11 protein-coding genes are annotated in these 17,528 nt (G+C 67.6%); 8 read left to right on the top strand and 3 right to left on the bottom strand.

Annotated elements, in window-relative coordinates; all coding sequences use genetic code 11:
• Positions 1 to 4: 4 nt before the first annotated feature.
• Positions 5 to 547 carry a helix-turn-helix domain-containing protein gene (locus NRG74_RS03780; protein ID WP_017642250.1) on the bottom strand — a complete coding sequence of 181 codons (543 nt, stop codon included), beginning with the start codon at positions 545 to 547 and terminating at the stop codon, positions 5 to 7.
• A gap of 644 nt (positions 548 to 1,191) precedes the next feature.
• On the opposite strand from NRG74_RS03780, the gene NRG74_RS03775 reads away from it, so the two are divergent.
• The 8 genes from NRG74_RS03775 (at position 1,192) to NRG74_RS03740 (ending at position 9,964) form a co-directional block, all read left to right on the top strand.
• Positions 1,192 to 1,392: a general stress protein gene (locus NRG74_RS03775; RefSeq protein ID WP_017642249.1), complete on the top strand. Its 201-nt coding sequence runs from the start codon at positions 1,192 to 1,194 to the stop codon at positions 1,390 to 1,392.
• Positions 1,393 to 1,596: 204 nt separating this feature from the next.
• Positions 1,597 to 3,402: a methyl-accepting chemotaxis protein gene (locus tag NRG74_RS03770; protein ID WP_017642248.1), complete on the top strand. Its 1,806-nt coding sequence runs from the start codon at positions 1,597 to 1,599 to the stop codon at positions 3,400 to 3,402.
• A 2-nt stretch (positions 3,403 to 3,404) separates the two neighbouring features.
• Positions 3,405 to 3,860, top strand: coding sequence for a chemotaxis protein CheW (locus NRG74_RS03765; protein ID WP_184287024.1), 456 nt, complete (start codon positions 3,405 to 3,407; stop codon positions 3,858 to 3,860).
• Positions 3,857 to 5,104, top strand: coding sequence for a CheR family methyltransferase (locus NRG74_RS03760; protein WP_184287021.1), 1,248 nt, complete (start codon positions 3,857 to 3,859; stop codon positions 5,102 to 5,104). Before NRG74_RS03765 ends, NRG74_RS03760 begins: the two co-directional genes overlap by 4 nt.
• Complete coding sequence (locus NRG74_RS03755) at positions 5,101 to 5,628, top strand: chemotaxis protein CheW (protein ID WP_064308947.1); 528 nt, start codon at positions 5,101 to 5,103, stop codon at positions 5,626 to 5,628. The genes NRG74_RS03760 and NRG74_RS03755 overlap by 4 nt, the downstream gene beginning before the upstream one ends.
• Positions 5,625 to 7,805, top strand: coding sequence for a hybrid sensor histidine kinase/response regulator (locus tag NRG74_RS03750; protein ID WP_257705731.1), 2,181 nt, complete (start codon positions 5,625 to 5,627; stop codon positions 7,803 to 7,805). The genes NRG74_RS03755 and NRG74_RS03750 overlap by 4 nt, the downstream gene beginning before the upstream one ends.
• The gene (gene cheB / locus NRG74_RS03745) at positions 7,802 to 8,839 is read left to right on the top strand and encodes a chemotaxis-specific protein-glutamate methyltransferase CheB (protein ID WP_257705730.1); all 1,038 of its coding nucleotides are present in this window, start codon (positions 7,802 to 7,804) and stop codon (positions 8,837 to 8,839) included. The genes NRG74_RS03750 and cheB overlap by 4 nt, the downstream gene beginning before the upstream one ends.
• A gap of 96 nt (positions 8,840 to 8,935) precedes the next feature.
• Positions 8,936 to 9,964, top strand: coding sequence for a GGDEF domain-containing response regulator (locus tag NRG74_RS03740; RefSeq protein ID WP_017642242.1), 1,029 nt, complete (start codon positions 8,936 to 8,938; stop codon positions 9,962 to 9,964).
• 18 nt (positions 9,965 to 9,982) lie between these two features.
• Here the strand turns inward: NRG74_RS03740 and NRG74_RS03735 are convergent, their stop codons facing one another.
• Together NRG74_RS03735 and NRG74_RS03730 are read right to left on the bottom strand one after the other, a co-directional pair.
• On the bottom strand, positions 9,983 to 10,897 hold the full coding sequence (locus NRG74_RS03735; RefSeq protein ID WP_017642241.1) for a diguanylate cyclase domain-containing protein: 915 nt from the start codon (positions 10,895 to 10,897) through the stop codon (positions 9,983 to 9,985).
• A gap of 6 nt (positions 10,898 to 10,903) precedes the next feature.
• Positions 10,904 to 17,473, bottom strand: a complete 6,570-nt coding sequence (locus NRG74_RS03730) for a response regulator (protein ID WP_257705729.1) — start codon at positions 17,471 to 17,473, stop codon at positions 10,904 to 10,906.
• Positions 17,474 to 17,528 lie beyond the last annotated feature (55 nt).

Raw genomic sequence — 17,528 nt, 5'->3', positions numbered from 1 at the left:
CACCTCAGATCATGAACAGGAGATAACGGGCGCCCGCCGGGCCGCTCAGGAAGCGACTGCTACCCCAGAGGCGATAGCGCAGGCAGTCGCCGACGCCCAGCCGATAGGGCTGCTCTTCGATCCACAGCTGCAACTCGCCTTCGAGCAACAGCAGATGGTGTTCGAGCCCGGGACGGGGCGCTGCCTGATAGCGGATATCCACCCCTGGCCCCAGCTGGCTCTCGATGACCTCGCCCGCCAGCGCCTGGGCCGGCGGCGAAACCGAACGACGGGTGAAGGCCTGCTCGGGATCGGCCCAGATCTGCTGCGCCTGGCGCTCGACCTGGGCCGGATAGGCGCTTTCCACGCTATGCAGCAGGCGCGTCAGGGTCAGGCCGTAGGCCGAACAGAGCTGCCCGAGAACCGCCGTGGTCGGGCTGACCTCGGCATTTTCCAGCCGCGACAGCGTGGCGCGACTGACCCCACTGAGGGCCGCCAGTTGGTCCAGCGACAGCCCGCGCTCCAGGCGCAGGGCCCTGAGCCTGGATGCCAAACGTTCATCGAGCATGACCACCTCCCATATTGGGGATTTTTTCTCACAAAAGAGAGAACAGCACAAGCGTCTCGTAGTGGGAGAGCCCCTTGCTTCTAACTTTCGCCCTGACTATCGCCTTAATCTTTATCGGAAAAATTATTAGCTTTTAAATATTGATGACTACAGACATTATCGTCTGCCAACTTTACAAAAGGCTCTGGAAGACACCTTTGCCGAGCTCTTGCAGATCACTGAAAGAACGACCCGTAACAATTACCGCTCAGAAAAAAGCGCCTTGCCAGCGATGATTTCGGCCGTGCAAAAGAACCAGCGTCGAGAAAAATCGTCTCAGCCTCCAGCAGCAAAAAAATCAGCGATGACGCACCCTGCGACAAAATATTTCAAAAGATTTCACTCTTTTCAGCTGTGCGTAAGAAATTCTGCTAGCGAACCTTCCGGATTCTTTTACAACTCCTGTACAGCCTTTTTACCAAGGGCTCTGGCACGATCATGGTCATCATCAACCTTGTATCCAACTTGAAGTCCGTCGAATAAAACCACCCTCTATCACCACATTCGAACCGCCCTTACAAAACCCTACTCTTAATAGTCGAGCCGCTTGGCCTTTGCGGGTACGGCGTTCGCTTCATCAATAACCGTAATTGGGAGAAGTCCTCATGGCTAACAAGAGCAGCAACCCAGGCAACTTCGCCAATAATCGCGACCGCGCCGCCGAGGCCGGACGCAAGGGTGGGCGTGCCAGTGGTGGCAATTTCGCCAACAATCCCGCTCGTGCCTCCGAAGCCGGGCGCAAGGGTGGCCAGAACAGTCATGGCACCCGGCGCACAGAAGCAGAGAGCGAAGCGGCCGCGACCTGAAATCCACCGTTTTGCCGGCAGCCTCCTGTCCTCCACGCCAGAAGGCTGCCTCTGTATCCCTGCCAGACCAGTACCCCTCTCCTATTGCGCCTTCCCAAGTGAGCCCCAACTCACATAAATGCATGGCCGTGCTACCGTTATCGGACAGCCCGAGTGGCCCTTAGGGCTCACTCCTTTCGCCCTCGTCCGCCTGCACCGGTGCCCATGCTCAACAACATTCGCATCCAGAACAAACTCTTCGCCGGCTTCGCCGCCATCATCGCCCTGGTGGTCCTGCTGCTCTGGCTGACCTATGCCGCCTTGCAGAGCCTGGTCGACGCCAATCGCTGGGACAGGCACACCGCCGAGGTACTGCTGTCGGTCACGGCGCTGGACAACAACCTGCTCGAAACCCGCGCCAAGTTGCGTACCTACTGGTATTCCGGGACCGCCACCGATGCGGAGACCGCGCGCCAGGCCCTGCCGTCGCTGGCCGCAGCCCTGCGTGTGCCACAGCAACTGACCCAGGACAATGTCAGTCAGCAACAACGCTTCGCGCGCCTGATCGCCGAGCTCGATAGCTGGCGACAGAACACCTTCGAACCGCTGCTGCGCCTGCGTGCCACGGGTAATCTCAGCGCGGTCCAACTGGCCAACGAGCCGCTGATCGACAACCTCACCAGCCAGGTCGCGGCGATGCGCCAGGAGATCCAGGCTATCGCCGATGAAGAGCGACGCCTGTCCGCGCAACGCGCCGGTCATACCGAGGAGGTACGCAACCAGCTGACTTGGACCCTGGTTGCCGGCGGTGCCCTCTGCGTGCTGCTGGCCGCGCTCATCGCCTGGCTGCTCTCCCGTCATCTGCTGCGCTCGATCCGCCGCCTGACCGCTACCGTGGCGCGCATCTCCGCGGGCGAAAGCGGCGCCCGCGTGGACGTGCAGGGCCGAGACGAACTCGCCCAGGTGGGGCTGGCCTTCAACCAGATGGCCCAACAGATCCAGGACGACCATGCCCGCGAGCAGGTCCTGATGCAGCGCCTGCGCGCCGATGTCGACGATCTGCTGAGCGTGGTCAACCGGGCTGCCGCCGGTGATCTCACCGGACGCACCGCGGTCAGCGGCGATGACGCCATCGGCCAGCTGGCCCGTGGCCTGGGCAAGATGATCGAAGACCTGCGCGGGATGATCGCCAAGGTGCAGCGCGCCGGCATCCAGGTGACCTCCTCCACTACCGAGATCGCCGCCTCGTCGCGCCAGCAGGAAGCCACCAGCATCGAACAGGCACAGACCAGCGTGGAAGTGCTGAGCACCACCCGGGAAATCGCCGCCAACGCCAATGCCCTGGTGCGCACCATGGAGGAAGCCGTGCAGGTGGCGGACGAGACCACCCAGGGCGCGGTGCAGGCGCGCAGCAACCTGGCGAGCATGGACAGCACGATGCAGCGCATGGTGGCGGCGACCGACTCGATCAATGCCAAGCTCGCCGCCCTGTCGGAGAAGTCCAGTCATATCAACAAGGTGCTGACCACCATCACCAAGGTCGCCGACCAGACCAATCTGTTGTCGCTCAACGCCGCCATTGAGGCGGAAAAGGCTGGCGAGGCGGGCCGCGGCTTCTCGGTGGTGGCCACCGAGATCCGCCGGCTGTCGGACCAGACCACCGCCGCCACCGACGACATCGAGCAGATGCTCAAGGACATGAATTCCGCGGTATCCGCCAGCGTCATGGGCATGGACAAGTTCTCCGAAGAGATCCGTCGCAGCGTGCAGGAGGTGGCCAGCGTCAGCGATCAGTTGGCCGGGGTGATCGAGGACGTGCAGAAATTGCCGGCACGCTTCGATATCGTCCTGGAAGGCATGCAGTCCCAGGCGGTTGGCGCCGGCCAGATCGCCGAGACCATCACCCAGCTCAACGACAGCACCCAGCAGACCACCGAGGCGCTCAAGGCCACCAGCGAAGCGGTGCAGTATCTGCAGCAGGCGGCCCAGGACCTGCAGAGCAGCGTCGCCACCTTCTCGGTCACCCGTTGACCATGCAGATCCTGGTCTTCCAGTTGGCCGACGCTGCCGCGGCCCTGCCCACGACGGCGATCCGCCAGGTGCTGCCCTTTCTGCAGCTGACACGGTTTCCCGCCGCGCCACCCGGAGTGGCCGGGCTGATGAATCTGCACGGCGCAGCCATCCCGGTGGTGGACATCACCGCCATGAGCGGCGGACCGGCCGCCCAAGCGCGCCAGGACACCCGCATCCTGCTGGTCGACCATGCCCTGCCCGATGGCACCCGTCGCCCGCTCGGCCTGGTGGTGGAAAGCGTCGCCGGCGTGCGGCGGATCAGCGCCGCCACGCCTCGCCCCGCGGGCATCCGGCTGCCTGACTATCCCTGGCTCGGCGAGGTGCTGGAGACGCCAGAAGGCCTCTGGCTGTGGCTCGATCAGGATCGTTTGCTGTCACCTGCCCTGGCCGCCCTGCTGTTCCAGGAGGCCGCGTGAAGCTCGATCCCCGGCTGGCGCCCCTGGTGCGGGCGCGCACCGGCCTGGCCATCGCCGACGACATGCTCGGCCGCGCCATTCGCCAGCGCCTACGCGAGCGCCAGGAGAGCGATGCCGAGGTCTATATGGCGCGCATCCTCGACGACGAAAGCGAATTCGCCGATCTGCTGGACCTGCTGGTCATTCCCGAGACCTGGTTCTTTCGCGACCCCCAGGCCATCGCCCATGCCGCGCGCTTCGCCCAGGAGCGCCATGCCCGCAGCGGCGCGCCGGTACGCCTGCTCAGCCTGCCCTGCTCCACCGGTGAAGAACCCTACACCCTGGCCATGGCGCTGTTCGATACCGGCCTGCCGGCCCAGGCGTTCCAGGTCACCGCGGTGGACATCAACGAGCCGTCCTTGGAGCGCGCCCGCCGCGGCCTCTATGGGCGCAACTCCTTTCGCGCTCGCGACCTGGCCTTTCGCGAGCGCTATTTCCAGCCCGAAGGCGATCGCCAGCGTCTGACCGAACGGGTGCGCAACCAGGTGCGCTTTCGTCAGGGCAACATCCTGCAGCTGGGCAGCCTGCGCGACGGCGCCCCCTTCGACGTGGTGCTCTGCCGCAACCTGCTGATCTATTTCGACGACCAGACCCAGGGCCGAGCCCTCAGCCACCTGGCCGCGCTCATGCACGACGACGGCCTGCTCTGCGTCGGCAGCTCGGAGATGGTCAGCGCCATGCGCCATGGTTTCGCCAGCCTGGGCGTCGCGCACGCCTCGGCGTTGATCAAGCGCCAGGCGGACACCGCCGATCCGCTACGGCCGCCACCGCCTGCGGCGCCCCGGCGCAAGGCCGCGGTGCGCCCGCCGCCCCCGGCGACGACGCTCCCTACCCGCCTGCGGGCCAGAAGTGCTCCCGCATCGCTACCGACCGCGCCCATCCCGGCCGCCTGCCCGCCCCTGGAAGAAGCCCAGCGGCTGGCCGATGCCGGACGAGGCGCCGAAGCCGAGACACTGTTGCGCACCCTGCTCGATACGGATCGCAGTCAGGCTGGTGCCCATTTCCTGCTGGCGCTCATCCTGCCCGATGCCCGCGCCGCCGAGGCCGAGCGGGCGCTACGCCAGGCGCTCTATCTGGAGCCGGAGCACTATCCGGCCCTGTGCCGCCTGGCGCTGATCTGCGAAAGAGCCGGCCGACTCGACGAAGCCGGACGCCTGCGCGACCGCGCCGCGCGCATCCAGACCCGTGCCGGTGACGACGCATGAGCCTGAACCGCGAACTCAGCGCCCTGGAGCGTGCCGACTGGGCCGAGCGCTATGCCGAACCCCTGGACGATCGCCAGGCGCAGTCGGCCAGTGCGCTGGTCTTTCGCCTCGGCGCGGAATGGCTGGGCTTGCCCGGCGGCTGTCTGGTCACGGCCACCGAACCCACCGCCGTCCATCGGGTGCCCCACCGGCGTTCGCCGCTGCTGCGCGGTATCGTCCCGGTACGGGGTCAGTTGCAGCCCTGCATCGCTCTGCAGCTGCTGCTGGCGGTGGCCCCGGGCGAGCAGACCGGCGGTTTTCCGCGATTGCTGCTGCTGCATATCGGTCGCCGTGACTGGGCCGTGCAGGTGGACGAGGTGCTAGGACTGCAACGCTATGCCCCCAGCGAGGTGCAACCGCCGCCCGCGACCCTGGGCGGCGAGTTGCTCAGCTACCTGAGTGGCGTCTATCGCGAAGGCGCGCATCAGGTCGGGCTGCTCGATCTGCCGCGCCTGGAGCGGGCCCTGGAAGAGGCGCTGCGATGAGTCAGCCACCGCGCGATGTGCGCGAGATGTCCCTCTACGATCTCTTCGCCAGCGAGGTGCAGAGCCATCTGCAGGCGTTGGACAGCGGCTTGTTGCGCCTGGAGCGCGATTCCAGCGACACCGGGGTGATCGAGCCGATGATGCGGGCGGCCCATTCCATCAAGGGCGCGGCGCGCATCGTCGACCTCGACGGCCTGGTCGAGCTGGCCCACGCCATGGAGGATTGCCTGGTCGCCGTCCAGGCCGGTCGCCGCCACCTCGGTCCGGCGGACATCGATCAGCTGTTTCGCTGCGTCGACGTCCTCGGTGAGGTCAGCCGCCTGGACGAAGCCGCCAGCCAGCGCTGGCAGAGCGAACAGCGGGATGCCCAGCGGGCGCTGGCACAGGCGCTGAGCGCTGGCGCCGCTGCCCCTGCCCCGATGGCGCCAGCGCCAGCCCGGGAGCTGGCGCCCGCCGTGGCGGAAGACCCGGCCCCCGAAGCCGAGCGCAGCCGTGATCCGCTACGGGTGGACAGCGGCCGCTTCAATCAGATTCTCGCCCTCACCAGCGAGGCCCGGGTGATGGGCCTCGGTCTGCACGGCCTGGTTCAGGGCTTCCAGGGCTATCGCGCGGAATTGCAGGGGCTGTTCGGTCAGGCCAATGCGGTCAGCAGCGACGTGCGCCAGCGCCAGGAAGGCCTGCTCGATCGCTACCAGCAGCAGCTCCAGGCGCTGGAAGCCTACGAACGGCGCCTGCTCGGCGTCTGCCAGGGGCTGCTGGACGAGGTGCTCGGGGTGCGCATGCGGCCACTGCGCGATGCCGTCCAAGGCTTTCCACGGCTGGTGCGTGACCTGGCCCGGGGGCTGGACAAGGAGGCCGTGCTGCAGGTCGAAGGCGCCGATACCCTGATCGACCGCGAGGTGCTGGCGCGGCTGGAAAGTCCGCTCAATCACCTGCTGCGCAACGCCGTGGACCACGGCCTGGAAACCCCGGCCGAACGCCGCGCCCTGGGCAAGCCCGAGTGCGGCCAGATCCGCCTCGAAGCCCGGCATGTCGCCGGGCGCCTGCAGGTCAGCCTGCACGACGACGGCCGCGGCCTGGACCTGGAACGCATCCGCTCCGCGGTCATCGCCCGCCGCCTGAGTCCGCCGCCGGTGGCCGCCGAACTGAGCGCGGCCGAGTTGCTGGAATTCCTGCTGCTGCCCGGCTTCAGTCTCAAGGAGACGGTGACCGAGTTGTCCGGTCGTGGGGTGGGCCTGGACGTGGTGGCCGATGCCATCCGCGCCCTGGATGGCGAAGTCCGCCTGGAAACCCGCCCTGGCCTGGGCTTCACTACCCACCTGCTGGTACCGGTCAGTCGCTCCATCGTCCGCGCCCTGATCGTCGACATCGCCGGCGAGGCCTATGCCCTGCCGGTCAACCGCATCGAACGGGTACTGCGCCTGGATCCCGCCGAGGTCCACGCGCTGGAGGGCAAGGCCTTCTTCCTGCTCGGCGAGGATCGCCTGGGCCTGGTCGCCGCCTATCAGTTGCTGGAGCTGGAAGGCGCGCCGCCCAGCGGCGACCTGGCGGTGCTGGTGATCGGCAGCGGGGCGCGCCGCTATGGGCTGGTGGTGGATCGCCTGCGCGGCGAGCAGGGCCTGGCGCTCAAGCCGCTGGACGAGATCTTCGGCAAGCTACGTTCGGTCACCGCCGGGGCCCTGCTCGACGACGGCAGCCCGGTGCTGCTGCTGGACGTCGCCGATCTGCTCACCGGTATCGAGCGCCTGCTCGGCGAGGGGCAGCTGCGTCAGGTGCAGGGCGGTGCCGCCGTCGCCACCCGACGGGTCAAGCGCATCCTGGTGGTGGACGACTCCCTCACCGTGCGCGAAATGGAGCGCAAGCTCCTGGAAGGCCAGGGCTATCAGGTGGAGGTCGCGGTGGATGGCATGGACGGCTGGAACGCGGTGCGCGGCGGCGAATTCGACATGCTGCTGTCGGACATCGACATGCCGCGCATGAATGGCATCGAACTGGTGGAACTGGTGCGCCGCGATCCGCGTCTGCATGCCCTGCCGGTGATGATCGTGTCCTACAAGGATCGCCCCGAAGACCGCCTCAAGGGCATGCAGGCCGGCGCCGACTACTATCTGACCAAGGGCAGCTTCCACCACGATGCCCTCATCACCGCCGTACAGGACCTCATCGGAGCGCCATGAGAATCGCCATCGTCAACGATCTGCTACTGGCCACCGAAGCCCTGCGCCGCCTGCTGGCCAGCGATGGGCGCCATACGGTCGCCTGGATCGCCCACGACGGCGAGGAAGCGGTGGCCCGTTGCGCCGAGGACCGTCCCGACCTGATTCTCATGGACCTGCAGATGCCGCGGCTGGACGGCATCGAGGCGACGCGCCGGATCATGGCGCAGTCGCCCTGCGCCATCCTCATGGTCACCGCCACCCCCGACGATTGCGAGGGGGTGTTTCGGGCCATGGGCGCCGGTGCCCTGGACGTGACCGCCACCCCGGCACTCAGCGGCAGTGCCGATGGCGGTGCCCTGCTGCGCAAGATCGCCCGCATCGAGCCTCTGGTGCGCCTGCCGGAACGCGCCGCCCGCCCGCAGCTGGTCAGTGCCGCCGCACCGACCGAGGACGCTCAAGCGACGCCGGACACCCTGGTCGCCATCGGCGCCTCCACCGGTGGGCCGGCGGCCCTGGTGAGTCTGTTCGAAACCTGGACGCCGACCTCCGAGGCGAGCGTGGTGCTGGTGCAGCACATCGATCGGCGTTTCGCCCCTAGTTTCATCGGCTGGCTCGGGACCCAGATCGCCTGGCCGGTCACGGCGGCCATGCCCGGCGCCCTGCCGCAGCCCGGTCAGGTCTCGGTGGCCCTGGGCGACGATCACCTGCTGCTGGATGCACGTGGCCGCTTCGCCTATACCGTCGAGCCGGCCGATTATCCCTATCGTCCCTCGGTGGACGTGTTCTTCGCCAACCTCGCCAGCCACCCGCGCCGGGTCGGCAAGGCCCTGGGCATCCTGCTGACCGGCATGGGACGGGACGGCGCCAGTGGCCTCTACGCCCTGCGCCAGAGCGGTTGCCCCACCCTGGCCCAGGACGAGGCCAGTTGTGCCGTATACGGCATGCCCGCTGCTGCGGTTAGAATGGGCGCCGCGGAACGTGTTCTCAGCCCCACGCAGATCGGTGCCTGGCTGCAACGGCGCTTCGGCAACAGCTCGCGTAGCATGACATGACCGGTCGCCAACAGGAGCGTTGGACGGCGCAGTGGCAGGGATTGGCCAAGGTGAGACGCGGGATGCCTGACCCCGCCCGCACAAGGACTCGCAGTAATGGCCACGAATGAGGGCAGCACTCTGGACAGCCTGACCGCACCCAAGGTACGCCTGCTGCTGGTAGACGATCAGTTGATCATCATCGAAGCCCTGCGGCGGATGATCGCGGATCAGCCCGATATCGAGCTGCATTACTGCCTGGATGCCCACCAGGCGGTCAACATGGCCCTGCAACTCAAGCCCACGGTGGTCTTGCAGGACCTGATCATGCCCGAGATCGACGGCCTGGAAACGGTCCGACGGTTCCGTGCCGAGCCGGGGCTGCGCGACGTGCCCATCGTGGTGCTTTCCTCCAAGGAAGATCCCCAGGTCAAGGCGCAGAGTTTCGCCACCGGCGCCAACGACTATCTGGTCAAGCTGCCCGACAAGCTGGAGCTGTTGGCGCGGGTGCGCTACCACTCCGAGGCCCATGTCCTGCGCGCCCAGCGCGACGAGGCCTTTCGCTTCCTGCGCGAGAGCCAGCGCCAGCTCGCCGAGGCCAATATCCAGCTGCAGAAGCTGGTGGCCATCGACAGCCTCACCGGCATCAACAACCGGCGTCATTTCGACCAGACCTACGAAGGCGAATGGCTGCGTGCCCGGCGCAATCGCCAGCCGCTCGCCCTGCTGCTGTGCGACGTCGACCACTTCAAGCGCTACAACGACACCTATGGTCATCTCAGCGGCGATCTCTGCCTGAAGAAGGTGGCGGCGGTGCTCACCGAACAGCTCAAGCGCCCGGCCGACCTGGTGGCCCGCTACGGTGGCGAAGAATTCGCCATGGTATTGCCGGAAACCGATGCCGAAGGCGCGCGCAAGGTCGCCGAAGGCTGTCGCGCAGGGGTCGAGCGGCTACAGGTCGCCCACTCCGGCAGCGACCTGGGCTTCGTCACCATCTCCATTGGCGTCGGCAGCATCCAGCCGCAAAGCGGCGACGATCATGAAGCCTTTATCGAACGCACCGACCAGGCGCTGTACCAGGCCAAGGCCGAAGGCCGCAACCGGGTGCATCTGGTCGAGGGCAGCGGCAAGGACCTTCCAGCCTAGGGACGCGGCGGCACCGACCTAGAAGCTGCGACTGACCAGGCGATCACGCCCCTCTGCCTTGGCCTGATAGAGCAGGTCGTCGGCGGCCTTGAGTAGACCGTTCGGGGTCTGCTCGGGGGTCGGATTGCAGCAGGCCAGGCCCATGCTCATGGTCAACCAGAGGCGATCCTCGGCCAGCGGATGGGCGATGCGCAGTTCGGCGATGCCCTGCCGACAGCGTTCCAGCACCGCTTCCGCGGCCGTGCGCGAGGCGCCGGGTAGCAAGAGCACGAATTCCTCGCCGCCGTAGCGCGCCAGGCAATCGCGCTCGCGGATGCGCTGCTCCAGCACCTGGGCGACCCGCGCCAGGGCCTGATCCCCGGCGCCATGGCCATGGGTATCGTTGTACTGCTTGAAATAGTCGATATCGAGCATGGCGATGGCCAGGGCGCCGCGCCGGCTGACCGCCAGCTGCCACTCGATGGTCAGCTGCTCGTCGAAGCGGCGGCGATTGCCCACGGCGGTCAGCGGATCCATGTGCGCCAGCTGTTCGAGCAGCCGCCGCTGGCGGGCCAGTTGCAGGTGCAGCCGCACCCGCGCCAGCACCGCCAGCGGATTGAAGGGTTTCTGGATGAAGTCGCTGGCGCCCAGTTCGAAACACTCCACCTCGCGATGCAGGTCGTTGGCCGCGGTGATGAAGATCACCGGGATGGCGCTGGTCTCGGCGCGGCGCTTGAACAGCTGGATCAGCTGCAGGCCGTCGATGCCGGGCATCACCACGTCCAGCAGGATCAGATCGGGGTGTTCGCGGGCGGCCTTGGTCAGGGCCTGGACCCCGCTCTTGGCCAGCATGATGCGCGCCTCATCGCGCAGCAGGTCGCCGAGGACACGCAGGTTGCTCTTCTGATCGTCGACGATGAGGATCAATGGCAGGTCGGGACGACGCCCCTCCATGGGCAGTTATCCCGACCGTTGTCCGGCCTGCCGCACCCGCCGCAGCAGATCCGCGGTGGCATCGGCGGCATGCTCGAACTCGACGTCATTGACCCACTCACGGATGCGCACCAGATCGGCGCTGTGGGGGGTGCTCACACAGGCGCGCAGCAGGGTGTCGAGCAGTTCCTCGGCGGCGAAGTCCGACGTCTGCAGCAGTCCGACCAGGCGTTCGAGCAGGGCCTCCAGTTCCTCGACGGTGGCTTCCTCGTCACCCGCGACCTCGACCAGGATCTCGTCGAGGGACGCCAGGCAGCGCTCGGCTTCGGCGTGCAGGCGGCGCACGTCCTCGCCGATGGGCTGGGCCAGGCGGATCCGGTTGGTCAGGCGTTGCGCTGCTTCCTGCAGGGCGATGGCACCGACATAGGCGGCGGTGGCCTGCAGGCCATGGGCGCACTCGAACAACGCGGTGACATCGTCCGCTGCCCGCCAGGCAGCGATCCGCCCCGGCAGTTCGGCCTGTTGCACGCGGAAATCCCGCATCAACTGCTCATAGAGTTCGGCGCTGCCACGCAGCAGGCGCAACGCCGACTCGGGTTCGAGCGCCGCACTGGCACGGGCACGCGCCAGCACGCCGGCCTCCTTGATCTCGACCACCTCCTCCACCGCCTTGCGCTCGGCGCGCTGCAGCTGTTCGAGGTTGGCCCAGGCGGCGATGATGCGAAACAGCTCGGCGGGATCGAGCGGCTTCACCAGGTGATCGTTCATGCCGGCCTCCAGGCAGCGCTCCCGATCGCCCGGCAGGCCGTTGGCGGTCATGGCGATGACCGGCAGCCCGGCCAGCGCCGGGCGGGTGCGCAATTCGCGGGTGGCCGACAGGCCGTCCAGGCGCGGCATATGGACGTCCATCAGCACCAGGTCATAGCGCTGCCGTTCCAGCTGGTCCAGCGCGGCCTGGCCGTCTTCGGCTACCTCGATGAGGATGCCGCTGCCCTGCAGGAAGCCGATGACCACCTGGCGATTGATGGCGTTGTCGTCCACCAGCAGCAGGCGAATGCCCTGCAGATCCACCACGCTCTGGCCCACCGTCGGGGTGGCGACCGGCGCCAGTCCCAGACCGGCCAGCAACCGCTGCACAGCGGGACCGGTGACGGGCTTGTCGAGGAGTTCCAGGCCGCCCAGGTCTTCGCCCAGGCTACGCACCTCTTCCGCCTCATAGGGCGAGGCCAGCAGGGTCAACGCCAGCTCCGGCTGCCGGGCCCGCAGCTGACGCGCCAAGGCCAGACCGCATTCGGCGCCCAGGCGCCAGTCGACGATGGCCAGCTCGAAGACCGACGTGGCCATGGCCGCCAGGGCCTGCTGGGTGGATTCCGCTTCCACCACCTGCATGCCCAGTTCGCGCAGGCGCTGCCCCAGGGTCCGCCGGGCCAGACCGTGGTCGTCCACCAGCAGGACCTGCCGGGAGGTCTGGCTGAGCGGCCGCTCGGGCTCGCCCACCACCGACAGGGTCAGGCGCAGGGTGAAACAGGAGCCCCGCCCGGCTTCGCTGTGGACCTCCAGGGTGCCACCCATGAGCTCGGTGAGCTGGCGGGAGATCGCCAGGCCCAGTCCGGTACCGCCGTAGCGGCGGCTGATGGAGCCATCCGCCTGGGTGAAGGGTTGGAAGAGTTGCGCCTGCTGGGCTTCGGTCAGACCGATGCCGGTGTCTTCCACCGCCAGGCTGAAATGGGCGCGACCGGCTTCGCAGACGGCGCCAACGCGAACCAGCACATGGCCTCGCTCGGTGAACTTGACCGCATTGCTCAGCAGATTGACCAACACCTGCTGCAGGCGCAGCGGATCGCCTTCCAGCGCCAGGGGAATGTCCGGACCGCAATCCAGCACCAGCTCGACGCCCTTCTCGTGGGCCTTGAGCGCACAGAGGTTGAGGGTGCGTTCGAGCACCTTGGCCAGGTTGAAGCCCAGCTGTTCGAGTTGGGTACCGCCGGCCTCGTTGCGCGAATAGTCGAGGACGTCATTGATCACGCCCAGCAGGGTCTCGCCGGAGTCGAGGATCTTGCCGACGTGACCACGCTGTTCGCTGGACAGGCGCGTGCCCAGGGTCAGGCGACTGAGGCCGATCACCGCGTTGAGCGGGGTGCGGATCTCGTGGCTCATGGTTGCCAGGAACAGCGACTTGGCCGCCGCCGCCTCCTCGGCGCGAATGCGCGCCTGGTCCAGCTCGCGGGTGCGTTCGCCGACGCGCTGCTCCAGGGTCTCGTAGATCTGCGCGTGCTCCAGGGAGATCGCCGCCTGGGTGGCCAGGATCCCCAGCACCTGCAGGCGACCCGGGGTGAAGGCCTGGGCCAGCAGGTTGTTTTCCAGATAGAGGATGCCGATCAGGCGCCCCTGGCGCAGGATCGGCAGGCAGCAGACCGAACGCGGCCGGCGCGCGCGGATATAGGCGTCGCGGACGAAGCGGCCGGCGCGGGCGGCGTCATCGAGAATCACCGGTTCGCGCTGCCGGATCACCTGGGACACCAGAGTCAGGGGCACCAGGCTTTCGCCGGACTCCTGTTCGTTAAGGGACAGCGGCAGGCTCTGCAATACCTGAGGCTCGGCCGCGCCGCTGCAGACCGAGGCCTGCACCAGCCAGCGACCGCCTTCGGGCAACAGCAGCAAACCGTGCTGGGCACCGCCCTCCTCCAGGATGATGCGCATCATCCGCGCCAGCAGCTGGTCCAGCGCCAGTTCGTTGGAGATGGTCTGCAGCGACTTGAGCACCGACAGCCAGTCCAGCCGCATCATCTCGCTGGTGGATTGGCCCTGAGTGCGCTGCACGGTCAGGGCATTGGTCTCGGCGGCGCGCAGCCAGTGCGGGAATTCGTTTTCCAGCGCCTGGGCCTTGGCCACGGCGCCCCAGTGCAGATAGCTGCGCTGGGCATCCTGCAGATAGGTCCGGGCGATCCGCGGACGCTGTTGTTCCAGCCAGAACCGCCCATAGAGTTCCTCGACCAGCGCCGCGCCCTGGCGGAAGCCATGCAGCCGCGCGGATTCCAGGGCCTGCTCGTAGAGGTCCATGGCGGCCTCGACGCGGCCCTCGCGGCGCGCCCGCTCGGCCGCCACCAGATCGCGCTTGTGGGCGAAATTTTCCGGGCAGTGCGCCGCCCAGCCGCTCAACCGCTCCTGGGCGGCCTCGATCTTGGCCAGCGCCTCGCCCGCCAGTTCGCCCTCGGCGAGCAGGATCAACGCCTGGTAGAAGGCGTGCTCGGCGATGCTGAACCAGCCAAAGCTCGCCGCCAGCGAAGCCTCCATGGCCTCGGCGTGCTGCCGTGCCTGGGGCAGTCGGCGAAACAGCAGCGCCGCCTGCATCTTGTTGAAGTCGTAGTAGTTCAGACAGAGGACATGACCGCTGTCCTGCATCTGCCGCACCAACGCCGCTTCGTCCTGGCCCTCCTCGTCCCAGGTCGCCTGACCCGGGGTGAGGCCCTGCAGCAGGCGCAGCGACTGGCGCAGGATGGTGAAGATCTCCAGGGTATTGGGATCGCCGACCCCCAACAGGATCCGCTCGATCTCCGCGGTTTCCCCCAGGATGTCGTCGAGCGGCGCGCCGGCGTGCTGCAGGTGCTTAAGAATGTGGAAGGCGCTGTAGGCGGTGAAGATGACGTCGCCGGTACGCTGACCGGCCGCCAGGGCCTCGCGCAGCAGGGCGACGTTGTCCGCGATGGGGGTCGACCAGGGACTGTTGGTCACCGCGAACATGGTGTAGACCTTGCACTTGAGCGGCAGATTGCCGGTGCGATCCACCAGGTCGACGGCCAGCCGCCCGACCTGGTAACCCAGTTCGTAGCGGCCATGGAAGGCTGACAGCAACGAGCCGTAGTTGGCGTAGCCGAAGGGCGAGAGATCGCCATTGCCGTACTGGATCGACAGCTTGACGATACGCATGACCGCCAGCAGGCTCATGGGCAGGTCGACGTTGATCGCCGGGCCCCAGAGCAGGCCCAACAGGCGGATCAGCAACTGGGCACGCGGGTCTTCCATGCGCGGCAGATCGAGTAGCGCCGCGGGATGGCGCTCGGCGAGCCAGGCCTCGACCTCGGCACTGTCGCTGCCGATGGCCTGATTGATGTCGTCCGGTGCCTCTGGCCAGGGCTCGCCCAGCACCTGAATGCCGGCCTTGGCCACGGTCAGGGCTTCGGTGAAGCGCCCGAGGCCGCTGTAGAGGTCGATCTGCAGGGCGCGGACCCCGGCTTCTTCTAAGGTGCTGCGGGCGCGCGGCAGCAGCAGTTCGCAGATGCGCAGGGCTTCGGTGGCATCGCCACAGAGGTGCGCGACCTCGGCCCATTCCCGATGCAACTGGAACAGCAACACATGGCGGGTCTCCCAGGCGCCGGCGTCGATCAGCGCGACCGCCGTGCGCAGAAAGGCCTGGGCGGCCGGATAGGCGTTGGCCTGGCGCGCCTTGCGCGCGGCGTCCAGATTGAGCTCCAGCAGCTGCAGCCGCTCGGCGGGCGTCTCGATCAGCGCCAGGGCCAGATTGAGGTGACTGACCGCGTCCAGCCGCGCGGTGCTGCCTTCGGCGAGGTACAGCTGACCGGCGCGCAGGTGGACCCGCTCGCGCTCGGCAGACGCCAGCAACGAGTGGGCGGCATGGCGCACCTGATCGTGCAGGAAGCTGTAGTGCGTGGGCGTGTGCTCGCCCACCTGGCCGCCTTCGGGTTCGGTGAGCAGCCCCTCCTGTACCAGCGCCTGGCAAAGTCGGCGGATATCCGCGGGGGATTCCGCCATCAGCGCGGCGAGGCGGTCGCTGGAGAAATGAGTGCCCAGGCAGGCTGCCCATTGCAGCAACTGCGAGGTAGCGGTCGGCAGGTCCTTGAGCTTGCCGACCATGAAATCGACGACGTTGTCGTAGACGTCCAGTGCCTGGAGCCGGGCCAGCTCCCAATGCCACTGGCCGGTCTCGCCATCGAATTCCAGCAGGCCTTCCTGTTGCAGACTGCGCAGCAGCTGTTCGATGAAGAAAGGATTGCCGAGGGTCTTGTCCAGACAGAGCCCGGCCAGGGCCGCCTGGTCCGCGGCCGGCGCCGGCAGCAGTTCGGCGATCAGCCGCTCGATCTCCACCCGCGACAGGGGACCCAGCGACAGGGTGCGGATCAGGGCCGCGCCCAGCAGCCGCTCCAGGCCGCTGCCGGACAGTTGCTCTTCCCGCAGGGTCGCCACCAGCAGCAACGGACCCTGGTCGGCACGGGCCAGCAGGCGCTCGATCAGTCGCAGCGAAGCACTGTCGGCCCATTGCAGATCGTCCAGCCACAGCAGCAGCGGACGGGTATCCGCGGCAAAAGCCAGCAGCAGCGCGATCACGGCTTCGTCGAAGCGCTGCTCGGCCTGCTGCGGCGGCAATTCGGCCACTGGCGGCTGGGGACCGAGCCAGGCGGCCAGCTCCGGGGACACTTCGGTCAGCACCCCGGCGTTGCCGCCCAGGGCCTCGACCAGGCGAGCGGCGAAGGGCTCCCCCAGGGTCTGGCCGATTTCCACCAGTTCGCGCAGCGCCTGGCGCAGGGCGCCATAGGGCACGCCGCTGCCAAGGGTCTCGAACTTGCCATGGGCGAGCAGCACCCGCTCGCCCTGGCGGCGGACGAAGGCCTGCACCAGCGCCGACTTGCCCACCCCGGAAGGGCCGCTGACGAAGACGGCTTCGATCCGGCCCAGGGTCGCCCGCGCCAGCGCCTCTTCCAGCAGCCGCAGGGGGGCTCCGCGGCCCTGTAGGGTGCGTACCGGTACCAGTCGCGCGGGCGGATCCTGCTCGCCCAGGGCGAAGGGGCTGCGTTCACCCGCCTGATGGGCCGCCTGGCAGCGCTGCAGATCGCGCAGGATGCCGAAGCAGCCCTGATAGCGCTCTTCGGCGGCCTTGGCCATGAGCTTGTCCACCAGCGCCGCCAGCATGGGCGGTACCGTCGGCACCCGCTCGACCAGCGAGGGCGCTCGCATCGCCAGGTGCGCGTGCACCAGTTCCAGGGGGTCCTGGGCGCGAAACGGCGGCTCGCCCGCGAGCATCTCGTAGAAGGTCACGCCCAGGGCATAGAAGTCGCTGCGATAGTCCTGGTGACGTCCGGTCCGGCCGCTCTGCTCCGGCGCCAGATAGGTCAGCGAGCCCTCCAGGCGGGCGTCGCCGCCCTTGACGGCACCAAAGACGGTGGCGATGCCCAGATCGGTCAGGCGCAGACTCCCCGTGGTGCAGTTGCAGACGATGTTGCGCGGATTGAGGTCGTTGTGGGCGATGCGCAGCCGGTGCAGCCGGGCCAGGGCGCGGACGATGGCCAGCGCCCAGTCGAAGAAGTCGTCCAGCGCCAGCGGCCCGGCGGCGAGCAGCTCGGCCAGGTCGGTACCACCGATGTCTTCGAGTACCAGTACCTGGCGGCCCTGGAATTCCAGCAGTTCCAGGGCCGCGCTCACCGCGCCGCTGGCGCTGGCGCGCCGGGTCAGCTCGAACTCATGGCGCAACCCGGCCTGGGCCTGGGGCGTCGGATAGTCGGCGGCCAGCTGCTTGAGGATCACCGGCTGACCATCGGCCAGGCGCGTGCCGCGGTAGATCAGGGCATGGCGACTTTCGCTCACCTGCGTCTTGCAGCTATAGCCTGGAATCCTCAACACCGCGCTCGCCTCGATCCTC

It is taken from the genome of Pseudomonas oryzihabitans, from assembly GCF_024652905.1.
Lineage (GTDB): Bacteria > Pseudomonadota > Gammaproteobacteria > Pseudomonadales > Pseudomonadaceae > Chryseomonas > Chryseomonas benzopyrenica.
The sequence above is the reverse complement of the archived record's forward strand: the minus strand, read 5'-3'. Positions and strand labels throughout refer to the sequence as shown.

Excerpts from the sequence above, each read along its gene's own strand:
- NRG74_RS03765 (WP_184287024.1), top strand. The coding sequence starts at position 3,405 with ATGCAGATCCTGGTCTTCCAGTTGGCCGACGCTGCCGCGGCCCTGCCC.
- NRG74_RS03775 (WP_017642249.1), top strand. The coding sequence starts at position 1,192 with ATGGCTAACAAGAGCAGCAACCCAGGCAACTTCGCCAATAATCGCGAC.
- cheB (WP_257705730.1), top strand. The coding sequence starts at position 7,802 with ATGAGAATCGCCATCGTCAACGATCTGCTACTGGCCACCGAAGCCCTG.
- NRG74_RS03780 (WP_017642250.1), bottom strand. The coding sequence starts at position 547 with ATGCTCGATGAACGTTTGGCATCCAGGCTCAGGGCCCTGCGCCTGGAG.
- NRG74_RS03770 (WP_017642248.1), top strand. The coding sequence starts at position 1,597 with ATGCTCAACAACATTCGCATCCAGAACAAACTCTTCGCCGGCTTCGCC.
- NRG74_RS03735 (WP_017642241.1), bottom strand. The coding sequence starts at position 10,897 with ATGGAGGGGCGTCGTCCCGACCTGCCATTGATCCTCATCGTCGACGAT.
- NRG74_RS03740 (WP_017642242.1), top strand. The coding sequence starts at position 8,936 with ATGGCCACGAATGAGGGCAGCACTCTGGACAGCCTGACCGCACCCAAG.
- NRG74_RS03750 (WP_257705731.1), top strand. The coding sequence starts at position 5,625 with ATGAGTCAGCCACCGCGCGATGTGCGCGAGATGTCCCTCTACGATCTC.
- NRG74_RS03755 (WP_064308947.1), top strand. The coding sequence starts at position 5,101 with ATGAGCCTGAACCGCGAACTCAGCGCCCTGGAGCGTGCCGACTGGGCC.